Here is an 18408-nt window from a genome sequence, read left to right as displayed (position 1 = left end):
ACGAGCAGAGATACTCTTTCCGGATGTCGTCCCCGTCCATGCCCCACGAAACCGTCGATGCTGCCGAGGATCGATTGCTGGACGCGATGCGCGCAAGTGACGTCGATGCGCTTGGTCGTCTGCTCGCACCCGAGTTGATCTTCACGACACCCGAAGGCTCGATCATCAGCCGGGACGAAGATCTCGGAGCACATTCGTCGGGCACGACGAAGTTCGAGTCGATTGCTGAGATCAGTCGCAGCACGCTGGCCGTTGCCGGCGGCGCCCAGACCAGGTCCGTCGTAGACGTCGTTGTGATCGACCACGGCAAACGGATTGAGGCTCGGCTTCACTACGTCCGCGCATGGCAACGAATCGCCGGGCGCTGGATGGTCGTCTCCGGAAGCGCAACACTCGCACCCGCACCGAACGCCTGATCGTTCCGCTGAAGGACCGGCTAACGGGCACGTTCCGGAGCACAGAGGCGATCCGATCGGACCGCGATAGTAGGGTGCCGACCGTTATGACCCGGAAGTGTGGGTGTCGAAGGAGGCGGCATGATCGCGGAGCTCAACAGACTGGTCGAACTGATCGAAGGTCGCCTGAACGACAACCTCGACGTTGCATCCTTGGCGAGGGAACTCGGCACGACGGAGTACCACCTCCGTCGAATGTTCTCGTCACTCGCTGGGATGCCCCTGTCGGAGTACATCCGGCGTCGCCGAATGTCAGTCGCGGCAGCGGATGTCCTCGGAGACGGAAACCTGTTGAGCATCGCGGTGCGGTACGGCTACGGCTCCACCGAGGCATTCGGTCGAGCGTTCCGATCAGTGCACGGTGTCAGCGTCGGCAGCGTCAAGCGAAATGGCGGCCCCCTTCGAACGCAACCGCAGCTCAGGTTCCGCCTGACCGTAGAAGGGAACATCACCATGGACACCCGCATCACCGATCGACCGGCGTTTCACCTCATCGGCCACGCCATCCGCGTGCCCCTCATCCACGAGGGCATCAACCAGCAGATCCAAGCCCACATCGCCTCACTTCCGGCAGCAGAACACGCACGCCTCAAAGCCCTGAGCGACACCGAACCGGCCGGCCTGCTTCAGGTCAGCGCCGACGTCGACCCGGACTACACCGAGGGGAGCGAACTGACCTACCTGCACGGAGTAGCCGTCACGGGGAAGGCGCCGATGATCGGAGATCTCGACACGATCGAGGTTCCGGCCGGCACGTGGGCCGTGTTCCACACCGAGGGCGAGTATCCGGCTGCGCTGCAAGAGGCATGGGCCGCGACCGCGACCGACTGGTTCCCGTCGAACCCCTGGCGGCTCCGGCCTGGACCGTCCATCGTCGCGGTACTCGACCGCGCCGGCGACTTCAGCACGGCCACCTGCGAGCTCTGGCTCCCTGTCGAGCGCGCTTAGTAGAGAAGGACCTATCGGCCGTGGGATGCCGGCAGGTCCGCCGCCCGTTGATGGATCCCCTTACGGAACGGTGCCCGAACGGCTTCTACGCAGACGCCGGGTACCGGTCTCAACTGATGGTGGAACGGTTGGCCCGGCGAAGGGTCATCTCTGTGCGCGATCAGTGATCGAGCGCGTGATCGGCCGGAGACCGTGAGTAATTCATCGGCGGACGTGGCGTCGCTCAGACCTTCCTGCTTCACTCAGTTCGACAGGGTGAGCGCCGCCCGCCAGGAGGAGCCCGCCATGTCACATCGTCGCCACCTTGCCGTGCTGCTGCTCGCCTGCGCGGTCGCCGTCGGCCTGACCGCCTGCACCTCCGAGGAGAAGGAGCCGCTCCCCACCGTGACCTCTGTCCAGGAGCTGGACCTCGGCACGTACCGCAGCACCTCCCTCTCGAGCACCTCCGAGCACGAGTTCACTAACCCAAGCGACTCCCTCACGATGTCGATCGACGACGACGGCGACCGCATGTATGTAGACACCCCTTGCAACACGATTGGCGGCGCATTCGACCTCTCCGACAGTGTCATCGCCATCAGCAACATCACGACCACGCTGGCGGTTTGCATACCGCCCGGCGAAACCCTCGACAGATGGGTTGAGAGGATTCTCAGCGACCCGCTCACCGTCACTCGATCAGGAACAGACCTGACCTTCCGCAACTCCTGGGGAGAGATGGTCTTCACGCCGGATGAGTGACTTCCGACCGCTCGGCAAGGCTGGTCGACCAACGCGCCAGTACCCCGGCCGGCGTCACGGATAATGTCTCGCTGAGCGATCCGCATACGGGACGCTTCAACTTGCCGATGGTGCGTAGGCTCCAGTCGTGGACTCTCCGGTTCGACACCATCGACAGGCAGGCATCATCAATCCCGCCTCAACGCTTGACCTGCCCGCATCGATCACCTGCTTCACGTACTACCGTCCTCGCGCCGGCAGCAACGACGACGCCTTCGCTGATCGGATCGTGATCGAGCGGTGCGACGGCATGTACTTACTCGAAGGCCCTTCGCTGAGTTACCCCAACCTGCAACTGAAAGTCGAGTACTCCGGGGATGCTCCGGAAGGTCACTTCGTCGGCGTCGACGTCTCCGACCTGCGTGGGAACCGGCTTCTGCGAACGCTGTACCAGTACGCGAACGCGGACGCTCTGCGCGACGACCTCGGAGGCGGGCACGGCTTCACTGGCCTCAACTACTTCTACCGCGACGGAGCGGAACTGCAGTACTGGTGCAGCGTCGAAGCATCAGAGTGACCGGCTGACCATCCTCGTGCGGGACATCGCGGGTGCTCCCAAGCAGATCGACCTGGCTGAAGAGCGTTAGCGTGAATCTCGTCATGAGGAGGTCGGATGCGAGATGACTCGAGAGAGCTGAGTCGGCCCTCCACAGCGGACCTGCGCGAACAGACCGCAGCGCTCCTTCTAGGCATTTCCACCACCAGAGATGTCATCGCGCTAGCAGCAGATCTCCTCGCGGACGGAAACGACAGTCCTTCGCTGACCGCTCTCGCCTCCCTCTACGCAAGCGCAACGTCCCTTGAGGTCTTCGACCTCAGTTCGACCGCCCTCGCCGACGCTGGTGACCCGCCGCTCGACAGAGACAGCGAGGAGATCCCGCTCCTCGCCCTTCGAGTCGCATGCCGACGCTTTCTTGCCGGCGACCTGGACCTCCGAGCGTTCTCCTCGTGGGCTCATGACCTGATCGGCCACAACGGGCCGGAAGCAGCGCAGCCCTTTGTCGAAGTAGACGACGTGCTCGACCTGCACACGGTGTCCCCTCGCTCCAGAAGAGTCGCTCGCCGCTACAGCGAAGAAGTCGCCCAACTCGCCGCCACCTACCTCGCATCGACAGCAGCGCGCCCGAAGGACCACCGCTAGCTGCACCGTCCGCTCAACGATCCCCATACGGGACGGCTGCTAGGCCGACCTCGCTCGCGCGAGAGGACTGACTTAGGGTTGCCCCATGCAGCGAACGAAGCGTCAGAACGTCTGGCTCGCGCTCATCGTGCTGTATGTGCTGGGCAGCCTCGCCGCCATGATCGGCCTCATCCCCATCGCGCTCGGCTACGACGAGCCGATCTTCAAGGCGACCTGGTGGGTGCTGCTGCTCCTCTGCCTCGCAGCCAGCCTCGGGCACCGACTCAACGAGATATTCGGGTTCGCGTCTCGCCGGAAGCGACAGGGGCGACCCGCGAGCGGTTTCGAGCAGCTGCGTGGGTACTTCTTCGGCTACCCGTCCGCAGAAGACGACGCCGCGGAGCAGGCGCCTGATGCCGACGGATCGGCGACGTCTGGCCGACGACACTGATAGTGCGCCGCTGACCGATCCCCCCTGCGGGACGATCCCGCCGCACGCGGTTCGTGCCTCCCTCCCGACCACCTCCTGATTCCCCGACACGCTCGGTGACCACGGGAGAGCGCGTCAGGCCGTCACGTGACGTCATCGGTGTGCTCTCCGTCCGGGTGTACTGTCTACTCATCTGAGGTAAAAAGCAGACCGCGGTCGTCCGCGGTGTGCGCGCACACGCGGCATCGAGTGATCCGCCACTTCTTCCCCGTGAAGGAGTGCGCCCATGGTGCTCGACGCCCCCCGATCCGCCCCGGCAGGAACGGCTCCCCGCCGCCTGCGCGACGCGTGGATCGCCCTCACCGGCCTGTCGGCCGTGTTCCTGTTCGAGATGCTCGACAACTCGATCCTGAACGTCGCCCTGCCCACCCTCGGCCGGGACCTGCACGCGTCGACCGCGGGGCTGCAGTGGGTCACGGGCGCGTACTCCGTCGCGTTCGGCGGTCTCATGCTGGTGTTCGGAGCGGTCGCCGATCGGTTCGGGCGCCGACGGGTGATGCTCGCGGGCCTGGCCCTGCTCGCCGTCGCGAGCCTCGCCACCGCGGCCGTGACGACCACGGAGCAGCTCGTCGCCGTCCGGGTCGTGATGGGGATCGCGGCGGCGATGACCACGCCCGGATCCCTGGCGCTCGCCTTCCGCCTGTTCGACAGCGATGATCTGCGGGTCCGGGCGATCACCGTCGTCTCGACCGCCGGGCTCGTCGGCCTCGCCGTCGGCCCCACCGCCGGAGGGCTCGTGCTGGCGATCGCGCCGTGGCAGGTGCTCCTGCTCGCGAACGCGCCGATCGCGCTGCTCGCGCTGGTCGGCATCCGCCTCGGGATCGCGCCCGATGTCCGGGCCGACCTGCACCGAGTGCCGATCGACGTCGCCGGCGCACTGCTCGGGACGGCGACGATCACGGCCGCCCTCGTCGCGCCGACGCTCTTCGCGGCCGGCCTGCCCGAGTCGTGGGTGCCGTGGGCGGTGTCGGCGGCCGCCGTCCTCGCGGCGATCGGCTTCGTGATCCGTCAGCGCACCGCCCGGCATCCGATGCTGGACCTGCGCCTGGTGGCGCTGCCGCTGGTCTCGAGCGGGCTCGCGTACAAGGCCGCCGCGGGTCTCGCCGTCTCGGGGCTGTCCTACCTGGTCACGCTGCAGCTCCAGCTCGCGTGGGGCTGGCCCCCGGCTCTCGCCGCCGTCGGCCTGCTCCCGCAGGTCGTCGTCCTCCTCGCCGGCGGGCGGCTCGTGGGCCCCTTCGTCCAGCGCGTGGGCCTCGATCGCGCGGCGCTGATGAGCGCGACCGCCGTCGTGGTCGGGCTCGCCGTGTTCGGCCTGCTCGGCCGGTACGGCTACCCGTGGGTGCTGGTCGCGCTCGTGCTCGTCGCCGCCGGGATGCGCGTGGTCGGAGTGGTGGCGGGCACGAACGTGCTCCGCGGCCTCCCGGCGGAGCGGACCTCGACGGGAGCCGCGCTCGTGGACACCGCGAGCGAGCTCGCGACCGCGGTCGGCCTCACGGCCGCGGGCACGATCCTCACCGCCCTCGTCGCGGGAGCGATCACCCGCACCGGCTGGACGGCTCCCGAGCTCCTCCGCTTCCAGGACGCCGTCACCGTCGCCGCCCTGACCCTCGCGCTCGGCGCCGCAGCGCTCGTCGCCGTCGGCGCCCTCCGTTCCCGCACCACCTCGACGCTCATGACGGGCGAGAGAGCGGCCGCGCCCTCTTCCGGACATGACCGCTAGAGGACGTTGCGGCCCGGATCGGGCAGCTGTCACGGTTCGAGAGCGGCCGACGACGGTCGGCCCGACCCGACACGAAAGCCGCCCATGCGCACCGCTCCCCTCCCGACCACCGCCGACATCCCACCGTCCCGCGCTCCGCGACGACTCGCCGCCGTGCTGACCGCCGTCACCACGACGGTCGCACTGCTCCTCACCGGCATCGGACCCGCCGTCGCCGCGGAGACACCGCCGACGGCGCCCGCGGGCGGGATCGCGATCTGGGGCTGGAACTACTACGGCCAGAAGAACGTCCCCGCCGATGTGGGCGGCCTCGTCGCCGTCTCGGGAGGCGGCTTCCACAGCGTCGGCCTGCGGGACGACGGCACGGTCGTCTCCTGGGGGAACGACGGGTCGGGCCAGACCGCTGTCCCCGGCGACCTGAAGCCGGTCATCGCGGTCGGCGCGGGCTGGATCCACAGCCTCGCCGTGCAGAACGACGGCACCGTCGTCACGTGGGGCGGCCAGGGATCGGGAGAGATCGTCCCTCCCGCGGGCCTGACCGCCGTCGTCGCCGTCTCCGGCGGCGAGCAGTTCAGCCTCGCGCTGCAGAAGGGCGGCACCGTCGTGGGCTGGGGGCGGGATGCGACGACGAGCAACGCCGTCCCGGCGGGCCTCACCGGCGTCACGGCCATCGCGACCGGCTTCGATCACAGCCTCGCGCTGAAGGACGACGGCACGGTGGTCGCCTGGGGCACCGGACCGCAGGTCACGGAAATCCCGGCCGGCCTCAGCGGCGTGGTCGGCATCTCGGCCGGCTGGTACCACAGTCTCGCCGTGAAGAGCGACGGGACCGTCGTCGCGTGGGGGTCGGACGAGTACGGGCAGACCGACGTCCCGGCGAACCTGACGGACGTCGTCGCGGTGTCCGGCGGCGCGCGACACAGCCTCGCCCTCCGGAAGGACGAAAGCATCGTCGGCTGGGGCAGCAACGAGGACGGGCAGCTCGATCAGCCGATCGGCGTCGTCGGCGCCCGCCCCACCGCGGTCGTCGCCGGCGGCTACCACAGCATGGCGCTCGGCCCCCGACCGGCCCTCACGGCGGACGCTCCCCCGACGACCACGGAGGTCGGGTCCCCCTACTCGTACACGTTCGCGGCGGACTCCGCCTCCGCCACCTTCTCCCTCGCCTCCGGCAGCCTCCCGCCCGGCCTGACCCTCGATCAGTCGGGCGAGCTGTCGGGCGCGGCGACCGAGCCGGGCGACTCCGCCTTCACGGTCGCGGCGAGGACGAGCTTCGGCAGCACCCGCGGCGCCGAGCACACGATCCGCGTCGCCGCGACCGCAGTGGCACCGACGCTCTCGGGAGACGCACCCGACGGCACGGTCGGAACCGCCTACGACGTCGGCTACACGATCACCGGCACGCCGGCGCCGACCGCCACCGTGCTGTCCGGCAGCCTCCCGCCCGGCCTGTCCCTCAGCCCGAGCGGTCGCCTCACCGGCACCCCGACGGCCGCGGGGACGTCCTCGTTCACCGTCGAGGTCTCGAGCAGCGCGGGGTCCGCGCGGCTCGCCGACTCCATCACGATCACGCCGGCGGCACTCGCACCGAGCATCTCGGGAACGGTCGCGGCCGGCATGGTCGGCTCGGCGTACGACTACACGTACACGGTCACCGGCTCCCCCACCCCGGCGGTGTCGCTGACGTCCGGGATGCTTCCGCCCGGACTCGCCCTCGAGTCGACCGGCCGCCTCTCCGGCACGCCCACCACGGCGGGCACCTTCGTGTTCGCCCTCCAGGCGACCAACTCCGCCGGCAGCGCGACGGCGACCAGCACGCTGACCGTGTCCCCGCAGAAGGTGACCGCGCGAGCCGATCTGCGCGTCGACCTCGCCGGGCCGACGTCCGCGGTCAAGGGGAAGACCTACGTCTACACCCTCACCACGAAGAACGCCGGACCGTCCACCTCGAGCAGCGTCTACTCGAAGGTCGTCCTCCCGCCGAACACGCAGTTCGTGTCCGCCACCGGCACGTACACCCGAGTCGGGAACATCGTCGTCTTCCAGCGCTCGAGCCTCATGAACGGCCGGAGCGTCACCGAGAAGGTCACGGTCAAGGCGACCGCCACCGGGAAGGGCACCGCGCTCGCGACGACGTTCTCGGTCAGGACTCCTGATCCGTCGATCCGCACCAACGCCGACACGGCAGCCACCACCGTGCGCTGAACCGCGCCGGCGCCATCGGGCCCGGGGTGATGATGCCGGTCCGGGGCCCGGGCGATCCGAGCACCGTGCACGCGTCGCACGAGTCGGTTGCTGTCTCGGCGATCATCGGCGCCGAGCGGCTGTACCGCGCCGCGATCGAGCGGTGGATCGCGGTCGGCTGAGCCGCTAGCAGCTGCAGGGCATCAGCAGCACCGGCTTGATCGCCTCGCCGCTCTTCATCTCGGCGACGGCGCGGTCGATGTCGGCGAAGGGGTACGTGCGGACGAGAGCCTCGAGGGGGAAGGCTCCCGAGCGGTACAGCGCAGCGAGCTGCGGGATCGCCTGCGACGGCACCGAGTCACCCTCGAGCACGCCGATGACGCGCTTGCCGACGAGGAGACCGAGCCGCACCGCGTCGGCGCCCCGGCCGCTCGCGACGAGCGCAAGGGTGCCACCCCTCCGCAGCGCTTCGAGGGTGCGCTCGATCACGGGCGGGGCGGCGGTCGTATCGACAGCAGCATCCGCTCCGTCGGGGGCGATGACGCGGATGACCTCGCGAAGGTCCTCTGTGGCGCCGTTCACCACGTGGGTCGCGCCGACGGCGAGCGCTGCCTGCAATCGCGAGGGCATCCCGTCGACGGCGACGATGTTCGCCGCCCCCCTGATGCGGGCGGCGATGACGGCGGCGAGCCCGACCGCACCTGCTCCGCTGACGATCACGGTGTCTCCCGGCGAGACGTCGAGGCTGCGCCAGACCGCGCCGGCTCCGGTCTGGATGCCACAGCCCAGCGGGGCCGCCAGTTCGAAGGGCATGTCGTCGGGAATCGGGACGACAGACCTCTCGGCGACGAGGGCGAGAGTGGCGAAGGACGACTGGCCGAAGAAGGATCCGTGCAGCACGGAGCCGTCGCCCGCGCGCAGGGTGGTGGAGCCGTCCGCACGCCGGCCGCCGAAGTTGAGCGCGAGGAGCGACGCGCACAGCGCGGGACGGCCCGTCTCACACGCGCTGCAGCGCCCGCAGGAGGCGAAGGACAGGGCTACGCGCTGCCCGACCGCTACGCGCGTGACGGCGGACCCGACGCTCTCCACGACGCCGGCGCCTTCGTGGCCGAGCACGACGGGTACCGGCACATCGCGGTGCCCACCCGCGACCGCGAGGTCGGTGTGGCAGATGCCGACGGCGTGGATGCGCACGCGCACCTCGTCGGCCCGAGGCTCGGGTACCTCGATGGAATCGAACGTGAACGGCGCCCCGTGGGCGACGACGACTGCGGCGGTTGCGTGAACCACGAGGTTCCTCCCTTCGGCGTGCCGAGTGGCAGCCCATGTTGCGAGCTTGGGCTCGCAGCGTTTCCGTCGGGTTACATTGCGTGCAATCGGTGTTACGAAGGGATGAAATATCCGGCTATCGGCGCAAATTGCATGCAGAACGCCGATAGCGTCCTGTCACGCCCTTGAAGCGGCTCTGCATCACACACGCCCCCGCCCCACTTTCCTCACGTCAGCCCCTGATCTCGGAAGGGACGCCCATGCGTTCTCAGAAGTCCCGCATCCTCATCGGTGCCGCCGCCGTCGGCGCCTCGGCCCTGTTCCTCACCGCGTGCAGCGCCGGTGGGTCCGGCGCGAGCAGCGACCCCGACGCCCCGTTCGAGGTCACCATGGCGACCCTCACGGGCACCCCGTCCTTCGACCCCGCCGCGACGCAGAACGGCCCTGCCTACAACTACGTCGCCGCCGCCTACGAGACGCTGACCACCCCCGAGGTCGACGGCTCGCTGTCGCCGGGGATCGCCACCGCGTGGGAGTACACCTCGGAGACGGCGCTCACGATGGACCTGCGCACCGACGTCGTGTTCGAGGACGGCACCGCTCTCGACGCCGCCCTGGTCGCCGCGAACATCGAGCGGTACCGGGTCACTCCGGGCACCTATCAGGCCCGCATGAACTCGATCGACACGGTCACCGTCGTCGACGAGGACACCGTGGAGCTCGCCCTGAACACCCCCGACCTCTCTCTGCCCCAGGCGTTCTCGCTGAGCGTCGGAATGATGGTCAGCCAGGAAGCGATCGACGATCCGACCGTCATGCTCACCGACACCTACGGATCCGGGCCCTGGGTGCTCGACAGCTACGTCGACGGCAGCGCCTACGACTACGTCAAGAACCCCGAGTACAGCGGGCCGCTCGACGTCGCCATCGACGACCTCACCATCACGGTCATCACCGATCTGACCGCCGGCCTGAACGCGCTTCTCGCCGGAGACGTCGACATCGCCTCCGCGCAGTGGACCCAGCGCGAGACGGCCGAGCAGCAGGGGTTCGCGGGCATCGGCGCCGAGACCAACATCGGCGGCCTGTTCCTGATGGACCGCGAGGGAGAGGTCGTCCCCGCCCTGGGCGATGTGCGGGTGCGCCAGGCGATCAACCACGCGATGGACCGCGAAGCCCTCGGCACCGCGCTCTGGAGCGACTACCAGCGCCCCACCGACCAGGTCTTCGGCAGCGACACCGCCGCCTACCTCGAGGAGCTCGACGAGTACTACGAGTACGACCCCGAGCTCGCGAAGGACCTCCTGGCCGAAGCCGGATATCCGGATGGCTTCGACCTGCCGATCCTGTCCCGCGCCACCTTCGGTGACAACGCGCGACTCGAGGCGACGCTGCCGTACCTGCAGGAGATCGGAATCAACGCGACCCTCGTCGACCGCACCAACGACTACTTCGACGCCATGGCGAACCGCGAGTTCGCGGCGGCCCAGGGTCAGCAGAACGGCGGTACCGACGCGTACGTCACCACGGCCAACCTGCTGCGGGAGAACTCGCAGCTGAACCCCTTCGGTGTCACCGACCCCGAGCTGGACGCCCTGATGGCGGACGCCTCGTCCGAACTCGACACCGAGGCCGCGGTCGCCAAGTGGCAGGCCGTGTCGACCTGGGTGGTCGAGAACGCCTGGTTCTCGCCGATCGCCTTCTACCAGACGCACACCATCTACAACGACGAGAAGCTCGCCGGCGTCGAGCTCCCCGCAGGCTTCACGGTCGCGCTGCCGCAGACTCTCGTGCCCGCCGAGTGAGGACACGGATCGGTCCGGGACGCTGCACGCCTCCCGGACCGATCCCCCGAACACCCTCGCCCCTCCCCCACCCGCTGCTTCCGAGAGGAGACCCCGTGACCGCGTACATCCTGCGCCGCATCGGCATCGCCGTCCTGATGGTGTTCGTCGTGACCTCACTGGCCTTCTTCCTCGTGGCACTGATGCCGAACGATGTGACCCAGACGATCCTCGGACCGGATGCGACGGCCGATCAGCGCGCCGCACTCCGCGCCGATCTCGGCCTCGACCGACCCGCTGTCGAGCGCTACGTCGAGTTCTGGGCGGACTTCGTGCGGGGCGATCTCGGCACCAGCCTCGTCAACAGCCGGCCGGTGCTCGACCAGGTCGCCGAACGCCTTCCCATCACCCTGACCCTGGCGATGGGCGGCACCGTCCTCTGCGTGATCATCGGCATCGTCTTCGGCACGATCGCCGCGACGCGCGGAGGCTGGGTGGACGGTCTCATCCGGGGAGCCGCGGGCACGCTCCTCGCCCTCCCCAACTTCTGGCTCGCCGTGCTGCTGGTGCTCGTGTTCGCCGTCACCCTCCGGCTGCTGCCCGCGAGCGGCTGGACACCGTTCACCGACGACCCGAGCGACTGGGCCGTGCACCTGACCCTTCCGATGATCGCCATCGTCCTCGGGTCCAGCGCCTCGATCACCCGCCAGGCCCGCGTCGCGATGCTCGACGTGCTGCGCCGCGACTACATCTCCACCCTCCGGGCGACGGGGCTGCCCGAGTGGCGCGTGGTGTGGATCCACGCGCTCCGCAACGCGAGCATCCCCGTGCTCACCGTCGTCGGTCTCCAGTTCGTCAGCCTGTTCGGCGGCGCCGTGCTCATCGAGCAGGTGTTCTCACTCCCCGGCGTCGGCCAGCTCGCCCTCACCGCCGTGAACGTGGGAGACGTGCCGCTCATCCTCGGGATCGTCGTCTGCTCGTCGGTCCTGATCCTCGTGCTGAATCTGCTCATCGACGTTCTCTACGGCGTCATCAACCCGAAGGCGAGAATCGTATGAGCACCGCCCGCGCGCCTCGCGCCGCTCGCATCCGCCGCCCGGACAGCATCGGGCGACGTCTGATCAAGAAACCGGTCGCTCTGGTGTCGCTCGGGTTCATCGTGGCGCTCGCCCTCGCCATCGTCTTCGCGAGTGTCGTCGCCCCCATCGATCCCCTCGCGCAGGACCTCACGGCGGCGCGACAGCTGCCGAGCGCCGTGCACTGGCTCGGCACCGACGACTTCGGCCGCGACGTCTACTCGCGCATCATCCACGGCGGCGCGCAGACGCTCGGCGGCGCCGCCCTCGCCACCCTCATCGCCACCGCGATCGGGCTCCCCCTCGGCATGATCGCGGGCTACTACCGAGGGGTGGCCGACATCGTCATCTCCCGGATCGCCGACGTGTTCCAGGCGCTGCCGCTGATCATCCTGCTGATGGCCGTGATCGGCGTGTTCGGCAACGACAATCTGCCCGCCATGGTCACCCTCGGTGTCGCCGTCTCGGACGGCTTCATCCGCCTCGCCCGGGCCACGACGCTGCAGGTGCGCCGCGAGCTGTACGTGGATGCCGCGAACGTCGCCGGTCTCGCGTCCGGACGCATCCTCCACCGCCACATCCTGCCGAACATCCGCGGCCCGCTGCTCGTGCAGATCTCCCTCACCATGGGGATCACGCTGATGATCCAGGCCGGCCTCGGCTTCCTCGGTCTCGGCACGCCGCCCCCCGCGCCCAGCTGGGGTGGGCTCATCGCGAACGCCTCCGAGATGATCTACACGCACCCGTGGCTGCTCGTGCCGCCGGGAGCGATCCTGATCCTCTCGATCCTGGCCTTCAACACCCTCGGCGACGCACTCGCCGAGGACCGCCCGGGAGCTGCGCCGACGAGCATCCGGTCGTGGAGATCGACGCGCCGCCCGGCCGCCGCACAACCCGTCGCCACCGACCCGACCGTGGCCGACGACCGATCGGCCGCCATCAGCGTGCGGGACCTGACCGTCTCGTTCACCGATGCGAACGGCGACTTCTCGGTCGTCCAGGGTGTCTCCTTCGACGTGCAGCGCGGTGAATCCCTCGGCATCGTCGGAGAGTCCGGCTGCGGCAAGAGCGTGACCGCGAAAGCACTGCTCGGGCTGGTCGCACCCGGCGGCCGGATCAGTGGCGGGTCGGTGCTGATCGGCGGCGTGGACATCGTCGGCATGAGCGCCCGTGAGTTGCAGAAGATCCGCGGATCGCGGATCGCCCTGGTCTCGCAGGAGCCGATGGTGGCGCTGGACCCGTCGTTCACGATCGGCGCCCAGCTGCGCGAGTCGATCCGCCACCACACCGGGCGTCGCGGCAGGGCCGTGCAGGAGCGCGCCCTCGAGCTGCTCGGGCTGGTCGGGATCCCCGACCCGGCGCAGGCGGCGGCCAGTCACACGTTCCAAGTCTCCGGAGGGATGGCGCAGCGTGCAGCCATCGCGATGGCACTGACCGGAGAACCGGACGTGCTCGTGGCCGACGAACCGACGACGGCGCTCGACGTGACCGTGCAGGCCGAGATCCTCGACCTGCTGCGGAGCCTCCGCGAGGACCTGGGCATGGCCGTCGTCATCGTCACCCACGACCTCGGGGTCGTGGCCGATGCGTGCGACCGCGGCGTCGTCATGTACGCCGGCCAGGTCATCGAGAAGGCGGGGGTCGGCGAGCTGCTCGCCCGCCCGACGCACCCCTACACGGTCGGCCTGCTCTCGTCGATGCCGTCGCACGCCCGCCGCGGGGTGCCCATGCTCACCATCCCCGGCGCGGTACCGCCGCCCCGCGCCTGGCCGACCGGATGCCGGTTCGCCGCGCGGTGCGCCTGGGCGACGGACGAGTGCCGCGAAGCTCCGGTGGCGCTGCACCCCGAAGGCGACGCCATGACCCGCTGCATCCGCTCGAGCACGATGCTCGCCGGGATCGCCACCGATCGCCACGACCTCGAATCGAGGAGCACCGCATGACCGAGCCCCTGCTGCGCATCGAGGGTCTGGCGATGCGCTTCACGAATCCCCACGACCGCAAGAAGACCGTGCACGCGGTGGACGGCGTCGATCTCGTCGTCGGCGAGGGCGAGATCGTCGGCATCGTCGGCGAGTCCGGATCCGGCAAGTCCACGATCGGGCGATGCGTCCTGGGGTTGGAGACGCCCTCGGCCGGAGCCGTCGAATTCCAGGGCAGCGACCTCACCCGCCACTCGAAGTACCGCGCCCGCCTCGACCTGGCCTCCCGCCTGCAGGTCGTCTTCCAAGACCCCTACAGCTCGTTGAACCCGTACCTGACGGTCGGTCAGACCCTGATCGAGCCGTTGCAGGCCTCGCGCCGCGTCTTCACGGCTGCCGCCGACGAGAAGGCACGCGACATGCTCGAGCAGGTCGGTCTGCCGCGCGAGGCGGCCGATCGGTACCCGAGCCAGTTCTCGGGCGGCCAGCGCCAGCGCATCGGGATCGCCCGGGCCCTGATGATGGACCCGAAGCTCATCATCTGCGACGAGGCCGTCAGCGCCCTCGACCTCTCGACGCAGGCTCAGATCCTCAACCTGCTCGCCCGGCTGGCAGCCGAACGGGGTCTGGCCTACATCTTCATCGCGCACGACCTCGACGTCGTGCGGTACATCGCCGACCGCACCGTCGTGCTCTACCGCGGCCGGGTGATGGAGCAGGGTCCGGCCGAGGAAGTCCACGAGCGCCCGCTGCACCCCTACACCGCGGCCCTCCTCGCGGCAGCCCCCGTGACCGATCCGGTCGAGCAGCGCGAACGACGCCGCGCTCGGGCCGTCGTCACGAAGCCCACTCCCCTCGCCGGTCCGGCGACCGGACACTCGGGCTGCCCGTTCGCCGCCCGGTGCGCCTTCGCGCAGGAGGTCTGCCGAACGGAACGGCCGGCCGACACCGCGGTCGGCGAGCGCCGCGTCGCCTGTCACCTGTACGACGGTGCCAGCGGCCATCCGGCCGCCGGCACCGGCATGCCCGCCCTCACGACCCCCTCGAAGGAGACCGCATGATCGCCCCCGACATCGCCGCCACTCTCGTCACCCTGACGACCGAGGACGGCTGGACCATCGACGCGCTGCAGTACGTGGCGCCGGAGCTCGAAACCGTCGCCCCCGCCGACCGGGTGGGTATCGTGCACATCCACGGCAAGGGCGCCAACATGACGACCGGCTCCCCCCGGTATCTGCCGGCGCTGCTGCCCGGCGCCGTCCATCTCAGCATCAACATGCGCTGCCACGACCTCGCGACCGACACGCGCCGCGACGACGTGCCGGCGGGAGGCGGCATGTACGAGTCGCTGCGCGACGGCCACTACGACCTCGCTGCTGCGGTGCGCCACCTCAGGGCGGCGGGCATCGGCACCGTCATCCTCGCCGGTCACTCCTCGGGCGGGTGGTACGTCGGCGACTACGCCGCGCGCTACCACGACGTCGAGGGCCGCTTCCTCCTCTCGCCGCTCACCGACAACAAGACCCGCGTCGCCTGGTGGTACCCGGGCGGCGTGGGCTTCGCCGAGAAGGACGCGGAGGCGAAAGCCCTCATGGCCGCGGGGCGGCCGCACGACCTCATGCTCGTGCCCAGCAACTACTGGGCGATCAGCGCGGATGCCTGGACGCAGCGCGTCGGCGAGGTCGACGGCACCTGGCTCGCCGCGGTGCAGGCCGACGACTCACCGGTGCTGATGGTCTGGGGCACGGCCGAGGACCGCGACGCGCTCTGGCGGGAGCTCTACCCCTCGTTCCCGGAAGCCAGGGCCTGGGCCGCCGTCGAGAACGCCGACCACGACTTCAGCGGCGGTGACGAGTACGAGGTCGCCGGACTGCTGCGCGAATGGCTGCTCGACCTGACCGGCGTCGATGTCGTCGGCACGGCTGCCCTCCCCACCCCCGTCACCCCTCTGCACCGCGGCTGACGCCGACTCTCTCCCACCGAAAGCGAGAACATGCCCGACGTCACCGGATACCGATCCAAAGTCGCCGTCATCGTCCCTTCCACCAACACCGTCGTGGAACACGACGTGTCGGTGCTGCGCCCGCACGGAGTCACCTTCCACACGGGTCGGATGTACATCGAGAACCCTGCGCTGGACAGCGACGAGGCGGCCGAAGCACTACTGCTGCAGATCCGCGCCACCATCTCGACGGCCATGCGTGACGTGATGACGGCGAAGCCCGACGCGATCATGATGGGCATGTCGGCCGAGACCTTCTGGGGCGGGGTCGAGGGGAACGCCGCGTTCATCGAGCGCGTGTCCGCCATGGCCGACGGCCTCAAGGTCTCGACCGGGGCGTCCGCCACCCGCGCGGCGCTCGAGGTGATGGGAGTCAAGAAGATCTCGGTCTTCTCGCCCTACCAGCCCGTCGCCGACCGCAACGTGCGGCGCTACTTCGAGGAGGCCGGCTTCGACGTCGTGAAGATCACCGGCCTGCGCTGCCCGTCGGCGACCGCGATCGCCGAGGTGAAGCCCGACGAGATCATCCGCACCCTCCGGGAGATCGACACCCCCGAGACGGAGGCGATCGTGCAGGTGGGCACCAACCTGTCGATGCTCCGGCTCGCCGACGAGGCGGAGCACTGGATGGGCAAGCCCGTCATCTCGATCAACGCGGCGACGGCCTGGCACACCCTGCGTGGTGTCGGGATCACCGACACCTGGGGTGGCTACGGAAGCCTCCTCCGCGACTTCTGATACCTCCGAGAGAACTAGGACATCACCATGGCTGAATCGACCGACTACGACGTGATCGTCGTCGGTGGCGGACCCGTCGGGTCGACCACCGCGCTGAAACTCGCGATGGGCGGCTTCACCGTCGCCCTCCTCGAGAAGCGGGTAGCCGCGACCCTCGAGCATCGAGCATCCACCTTCCACCCGCCGACGCTGGAGATGCTCGAGCCGCTCGGCCTGACGCAGACGCTGATCGACCAGGGCATCATCGCCCGCTCGTACCAGTTCCGTGACGCCAAGCAGGGCAAGATCGTGGACCTCGACTACTCGGTGCTCGACGGCGACACGAAGTTCCCGTACCGCGTGCAGGTCGAGCAGAGCAAGCTGACCGCGGCCGCGCTCACCGCCCTCGAAGCGGAGCCGAATGTGACCGCGACCCTCGGCAGTGAGGTGACGGCCGTGCGCGAGATCGACGGGGGCTACGAGGTCGACCTCGACGAGAGCGGCGTCCGTCGCACCGTCTCGTCGCGGTACCTCATCGCGGCGGACGGATCCCGCAGCATCGTCCGCGAGACCTACGACGTGCCCTTCGTCGGCCACACCTACCCCGAGCGCTACCTCGTCATCACGACGTCGCTGCCGCTCGAGGAGCTCCTCGAGGAGCTCGCCGTCGTCAACTACGTCGCGGACCCCGTCGACTGGCACGTGCTGCTGCACAATCCGAGCGGATGGCGCGTGCTCTTCCCGACCTCGCCCGGGGTTCCCGACGCGGACCTGCTCGATCCGGCGTTCGTGCGCCGTCAGCTCGAGCGCGTGGTGCCCGACCTCGCGGACTACCCGGTGGCGCACGTTACCCTCTACGAGGTGCACCGCAAGGTGGCCGGCACCTTCCGGATCGGCTCGCTGTTCTTCGTCGGAGACGCAGCCCACGTGAACAACCCGCTCGGGGGCATGGGAATGAACAGTGGAATCCACGATGGATTGCTCCTGGCCGATGTCCTGCTCGCTCACGACCGCGGCGACGCGACCGACGCCGATCTGGATGCGTGGGCCGATGCCCGCCGCAACGTCGCGCTCACCTACGTCGGTGAGGAGACCGAGGGCAATTGGAACGCGCTCCGCGATCAGGACGAGGAGCGACGAGCCGCTCAGCGCGCCACGTGGCAGGCACTCGGCGAGGACGAGGAGGCCCGGCGTCGATTCCTGCTGACCTCGTCGATGCTGGCGAGCGTGCCCCGGTGACCTACTACGAGCTTCCGGCCGCCGATGCCGCCCCCGAATCGACGACGGGAGGGGATGCCGCCTACGCCCTGCTGCGCTCGCGCATCATGAGTGGCGAGCTCCCTCCCCGCGCGATCCTGCGGGCGCAGCCGTTGGCCGAGGAGCTCGGGGTGAGCCGAACCCCGATCCGCGAGGCGTTGCGTCGCCTCGCGGAGACGGGGCTGGTCGAGTACATCCCCAATCGGGGCGCCAGCGTCATCGGGTACACCCCCGAGCAGATGATGGAGACCTACTTCGTGCGTGCGGCCCTCGAGAGCCGAGCTGCGGGCCTGGCCGCTCCCCGCATGTCCGCCGACGACCTCTCGTCCCTCGCCGATCTCATCGAGGCCATGGATGCCTACGTCGATTCGTCCGACATCGACGAGATCACCGAGCTGGGCCGGTTGAACCTCGAGTTCCACCGTCAGATCGTGGCAGCATCCGGCAGCCGCCAGCTCGTCACGCTCGTCGCCTCGGTCAGCCAGGTGCCGATGATGATCCGGAACTTCCGCAACTACGGCAACACCTTCCGGCGCCGCAGCAATCACCACCATCGCGACATCCTGACCGCCCTGCGGACGGGAGACGCCGTCTGGGCGGAGGTCTGCATGCGCTCGCACATCCTCGCCGCTCGGAACGCCGTCATGCAGGGACCGGAGACACCGTCCCCCGAGGACTCCTGAC

General features: G+C 69.4%; 17 protein-coding genes. 16 read left to right on the top strand and 1 reads right to left on the bottom strand.

Features of this window, described 5'->3' with window-relative positions; all coding sequences use genetic code 11:
* Nucleotides 1–23 precede the first annotated feature (23 nt).
* The 8 genes from GSU72_RS09130 (at nt 24) to GSU72_RS09095 (ending at nt 7718) form a co-directional block, all read left to right on the top strand.
* The gene (locus GSU72_RS09130; protein WP_159984734.1) at nt 24–416 is read left to right on the top strand and encodes a nuclear transport factor 2 family protein; all 393 of its coding nucleotides are present in this window, start codon (nt 24–26) and stop codon (nt 414–416) included.
* Between the two features lie 120 nt (nt 417–536).
* Nucleotides 537–1403, top strand: coding sequence for a GyrI-like domain-containing protein (locus GSU72_RS09125; protein ID WP_159984733.1), 867 nt, complete (start codon nt 537–539; stop codon nt 1401–1403).
* Between the two features lie 285 nt (nt 1404–1688).
* Entirely contained in the window at nt 1689–2144 is a 456-nt protein-coding gene (locus GSU72_RS09120; protein WP_159984732.1) for an META domain-containing protein, read from the top strand.
* A 127-nt stretch (nt 2145–2271) separates the two neighbouring features.
* The gene (locus GSU72_RS09115) at nt 2272–2700 is read left to right on the top strand and encodes a hypothetical protein (protein ID WP_159984731.1); all 429 of its coding nucleotides are present in this window, start codon (nt 2272–2274) and stop codon (nt 2698–2700) included.
* A gap of 96 nt (nt 2701–2796) precedes the next feature.
* On the top strand, nt 2797–3324 hold the full coding sequence (locus GSU72_RS09110; protein WP_159984730.1) for a hypothetical protein: 528 nt from the start codon (nt 2797–2799) through the stop codon (nt 3322–3324).
* 85 nt (nt 3325–3409) lie between these two features.
* Nucleotides 3410–3754 carry a hypothetical protein gene (locus GSU72_RS09105; protein ID WP_159984729.1) on the top strand — a complete coding sequence of 115 codons (345 nt, stop codon included), beginning with the start codon at nt 3410–3412 and terminating at the stop codon, nt 3752–3754.
* Between the two features lie 265 nt (nt 3755–4019).
* Nucleotides 4020–5513 carry an MFS transporter gene (locus GSU72_RS09100; RefSeq protein ID WP_159984728.1) on the top strand — a complete coding sequence of 498 codons (1494 nt, stop codon included), beginning with the start codon at nt 4020–4022 and terminating at the stop codon, nt 5511–5513.
* An 84-nt stretch (nt 5514–5597) separates the two neighbouring features.
* On the top strand, nt 5598–7718 hold the full coding sequence (locus GSU72_RS09095) for a putative Ig domain-containing protein (protein ID WP_159984727.1): 2121 nt from the start codon (nt 5598–5600) through the stop codon (nt 7716–7718).
* A 165-nt stretch (nt 7719–7883) separates the two neighbouring features.
* Here GSU72_RS09095 and GSU72_RS09090 read toward each other — a convergent pair whose 3' ends face one another.
* A complete protein-coding gene (locus tag GSU72_RS09090) occupies nt 7884–8987 on the bottom strand; it encodes an NAD(P)-dependent alcohol dehydrogenase (protein ID WP_159984726.1) in 1104 nt (367 codons plus the stop codon).
* Between the two features lie 239 nt (nt 8988–9226).
* Between GSU72_RS09090 and GSU72_RS09085 the strand changes: the two genes are divergently transcribed.
* From GSU72_RS09085 to GSU72_RS09050, 8 genes are all read left to right on the top strand, one after another.
* Nucleotides 9227–10771, top strand: coding sequence for an ABC transporter substrate-binding protein (locus GSU72_RS09085; protein ID WP_159984725.1), 1545 nt, complete (start codon nt 9227–9229; stop codon nt 10769–10771).
* A 95-nt stretch (nt 10772–10866) separates the two neighbouring features.
* Nucleotides 10867–11808 (top strand): ABC transporter permease, encoded by a 942-nt coding sequence (locus GSU72_RS09080; protein WP_159984724.1) that lies wholly within the window; start codon nt 10867–10869, stop codon nt 11806–11808.
* Complete coding sequence (locus tag GSU72_RS09075; RefSeq protein WP_159984723.1) at nt 11805–13769, top strand: dipeptide/oligopeptide/nickel ABC transporter permease/ATP-binding protein; 1965 nt, start codon at nt 11805–11807, stop codon at nt 13767–13769. Before GSU72_RS09080 ends, GSU72_RS09075 begins: the two co-directional genes overlap by 4 nt.
* Complete coding sequence (locus GSU72_RS09070; protein WP_159984722.1) at nt 13766–14809, top strand: ABC transporter ATP-binding protein; 1044 nt, start codon at nt 13766–13768, stop codon at nt 14807–14809. The genes GSU72_RS09075 and GSU72_RS09070 overlap by 4 nt, the downstream gene beginning before the upstream one ends.
* The gene (locus tag GSU72_RS09065) at nt 14806–15711 is read left to right on the top strand and encodes an alpha/beta hydrolase (protein WP_159984721.1); all 906 of its coding nucleotides are present in this window, start codon (nt 14806–14808) and stop codon (nt 15709–15711) included. Before GSU72_RS09070 ends, GSU72_RS09065 begins: the two co-directional genes overlap by 4 nt.
* A 30-nt stretch (nt 15712–15741) precedes the next feature.
* Nucleotides 15742–16488, top strand: coding sequence for an arylmalonate decarboxylase (locus GSU72_RS09060; RefSeq protein ID WP_159984720.1), 747 nt, complete (start codon nt 15742–15744; stop codon nt 16486–16488).
* A gap of 27 nt (nt 16489–16515) precedes the next feature.
* A complete protein-coding gene (locus tag GSU72_RS09055; protein ID WP_159984719.1) occupies nt 16516–17706 on the top strand; it encodes an NAD(P)/FAD-dependent oxidoreductase in 1191 nt (396 codons plus the stop codon).
* Nucleotides 17703–18407, top strand: a complete 705-nt coding sequence (locus GSU72_RS09050) for a GntR family transcriptional regulator (protein WP_159984718.1) — start codon at nt 17703–17705, stop codon at nt 18405–18407. The genes GSU72_RS09055 and GSU72_RS09050 overlap by 4 nt, the downstream gene beginning before the upstream one ends.
* The last annotated feature ends 1 nt before the right edge of the window (nt 18408 follow it).

Source organism: Rathayibacter sp. VKM Ac-2760, assembly GCF_009834185.1.
Classification (GTDB): domain Bacteria; phylum Actinomycetota; class Actinomycetes; order Actinomycetales; family Microbacteriaceae; genus Rathayibacter.
This window is presented reverse-complemented; position numbering and strand designations above follow the sequence as displayed.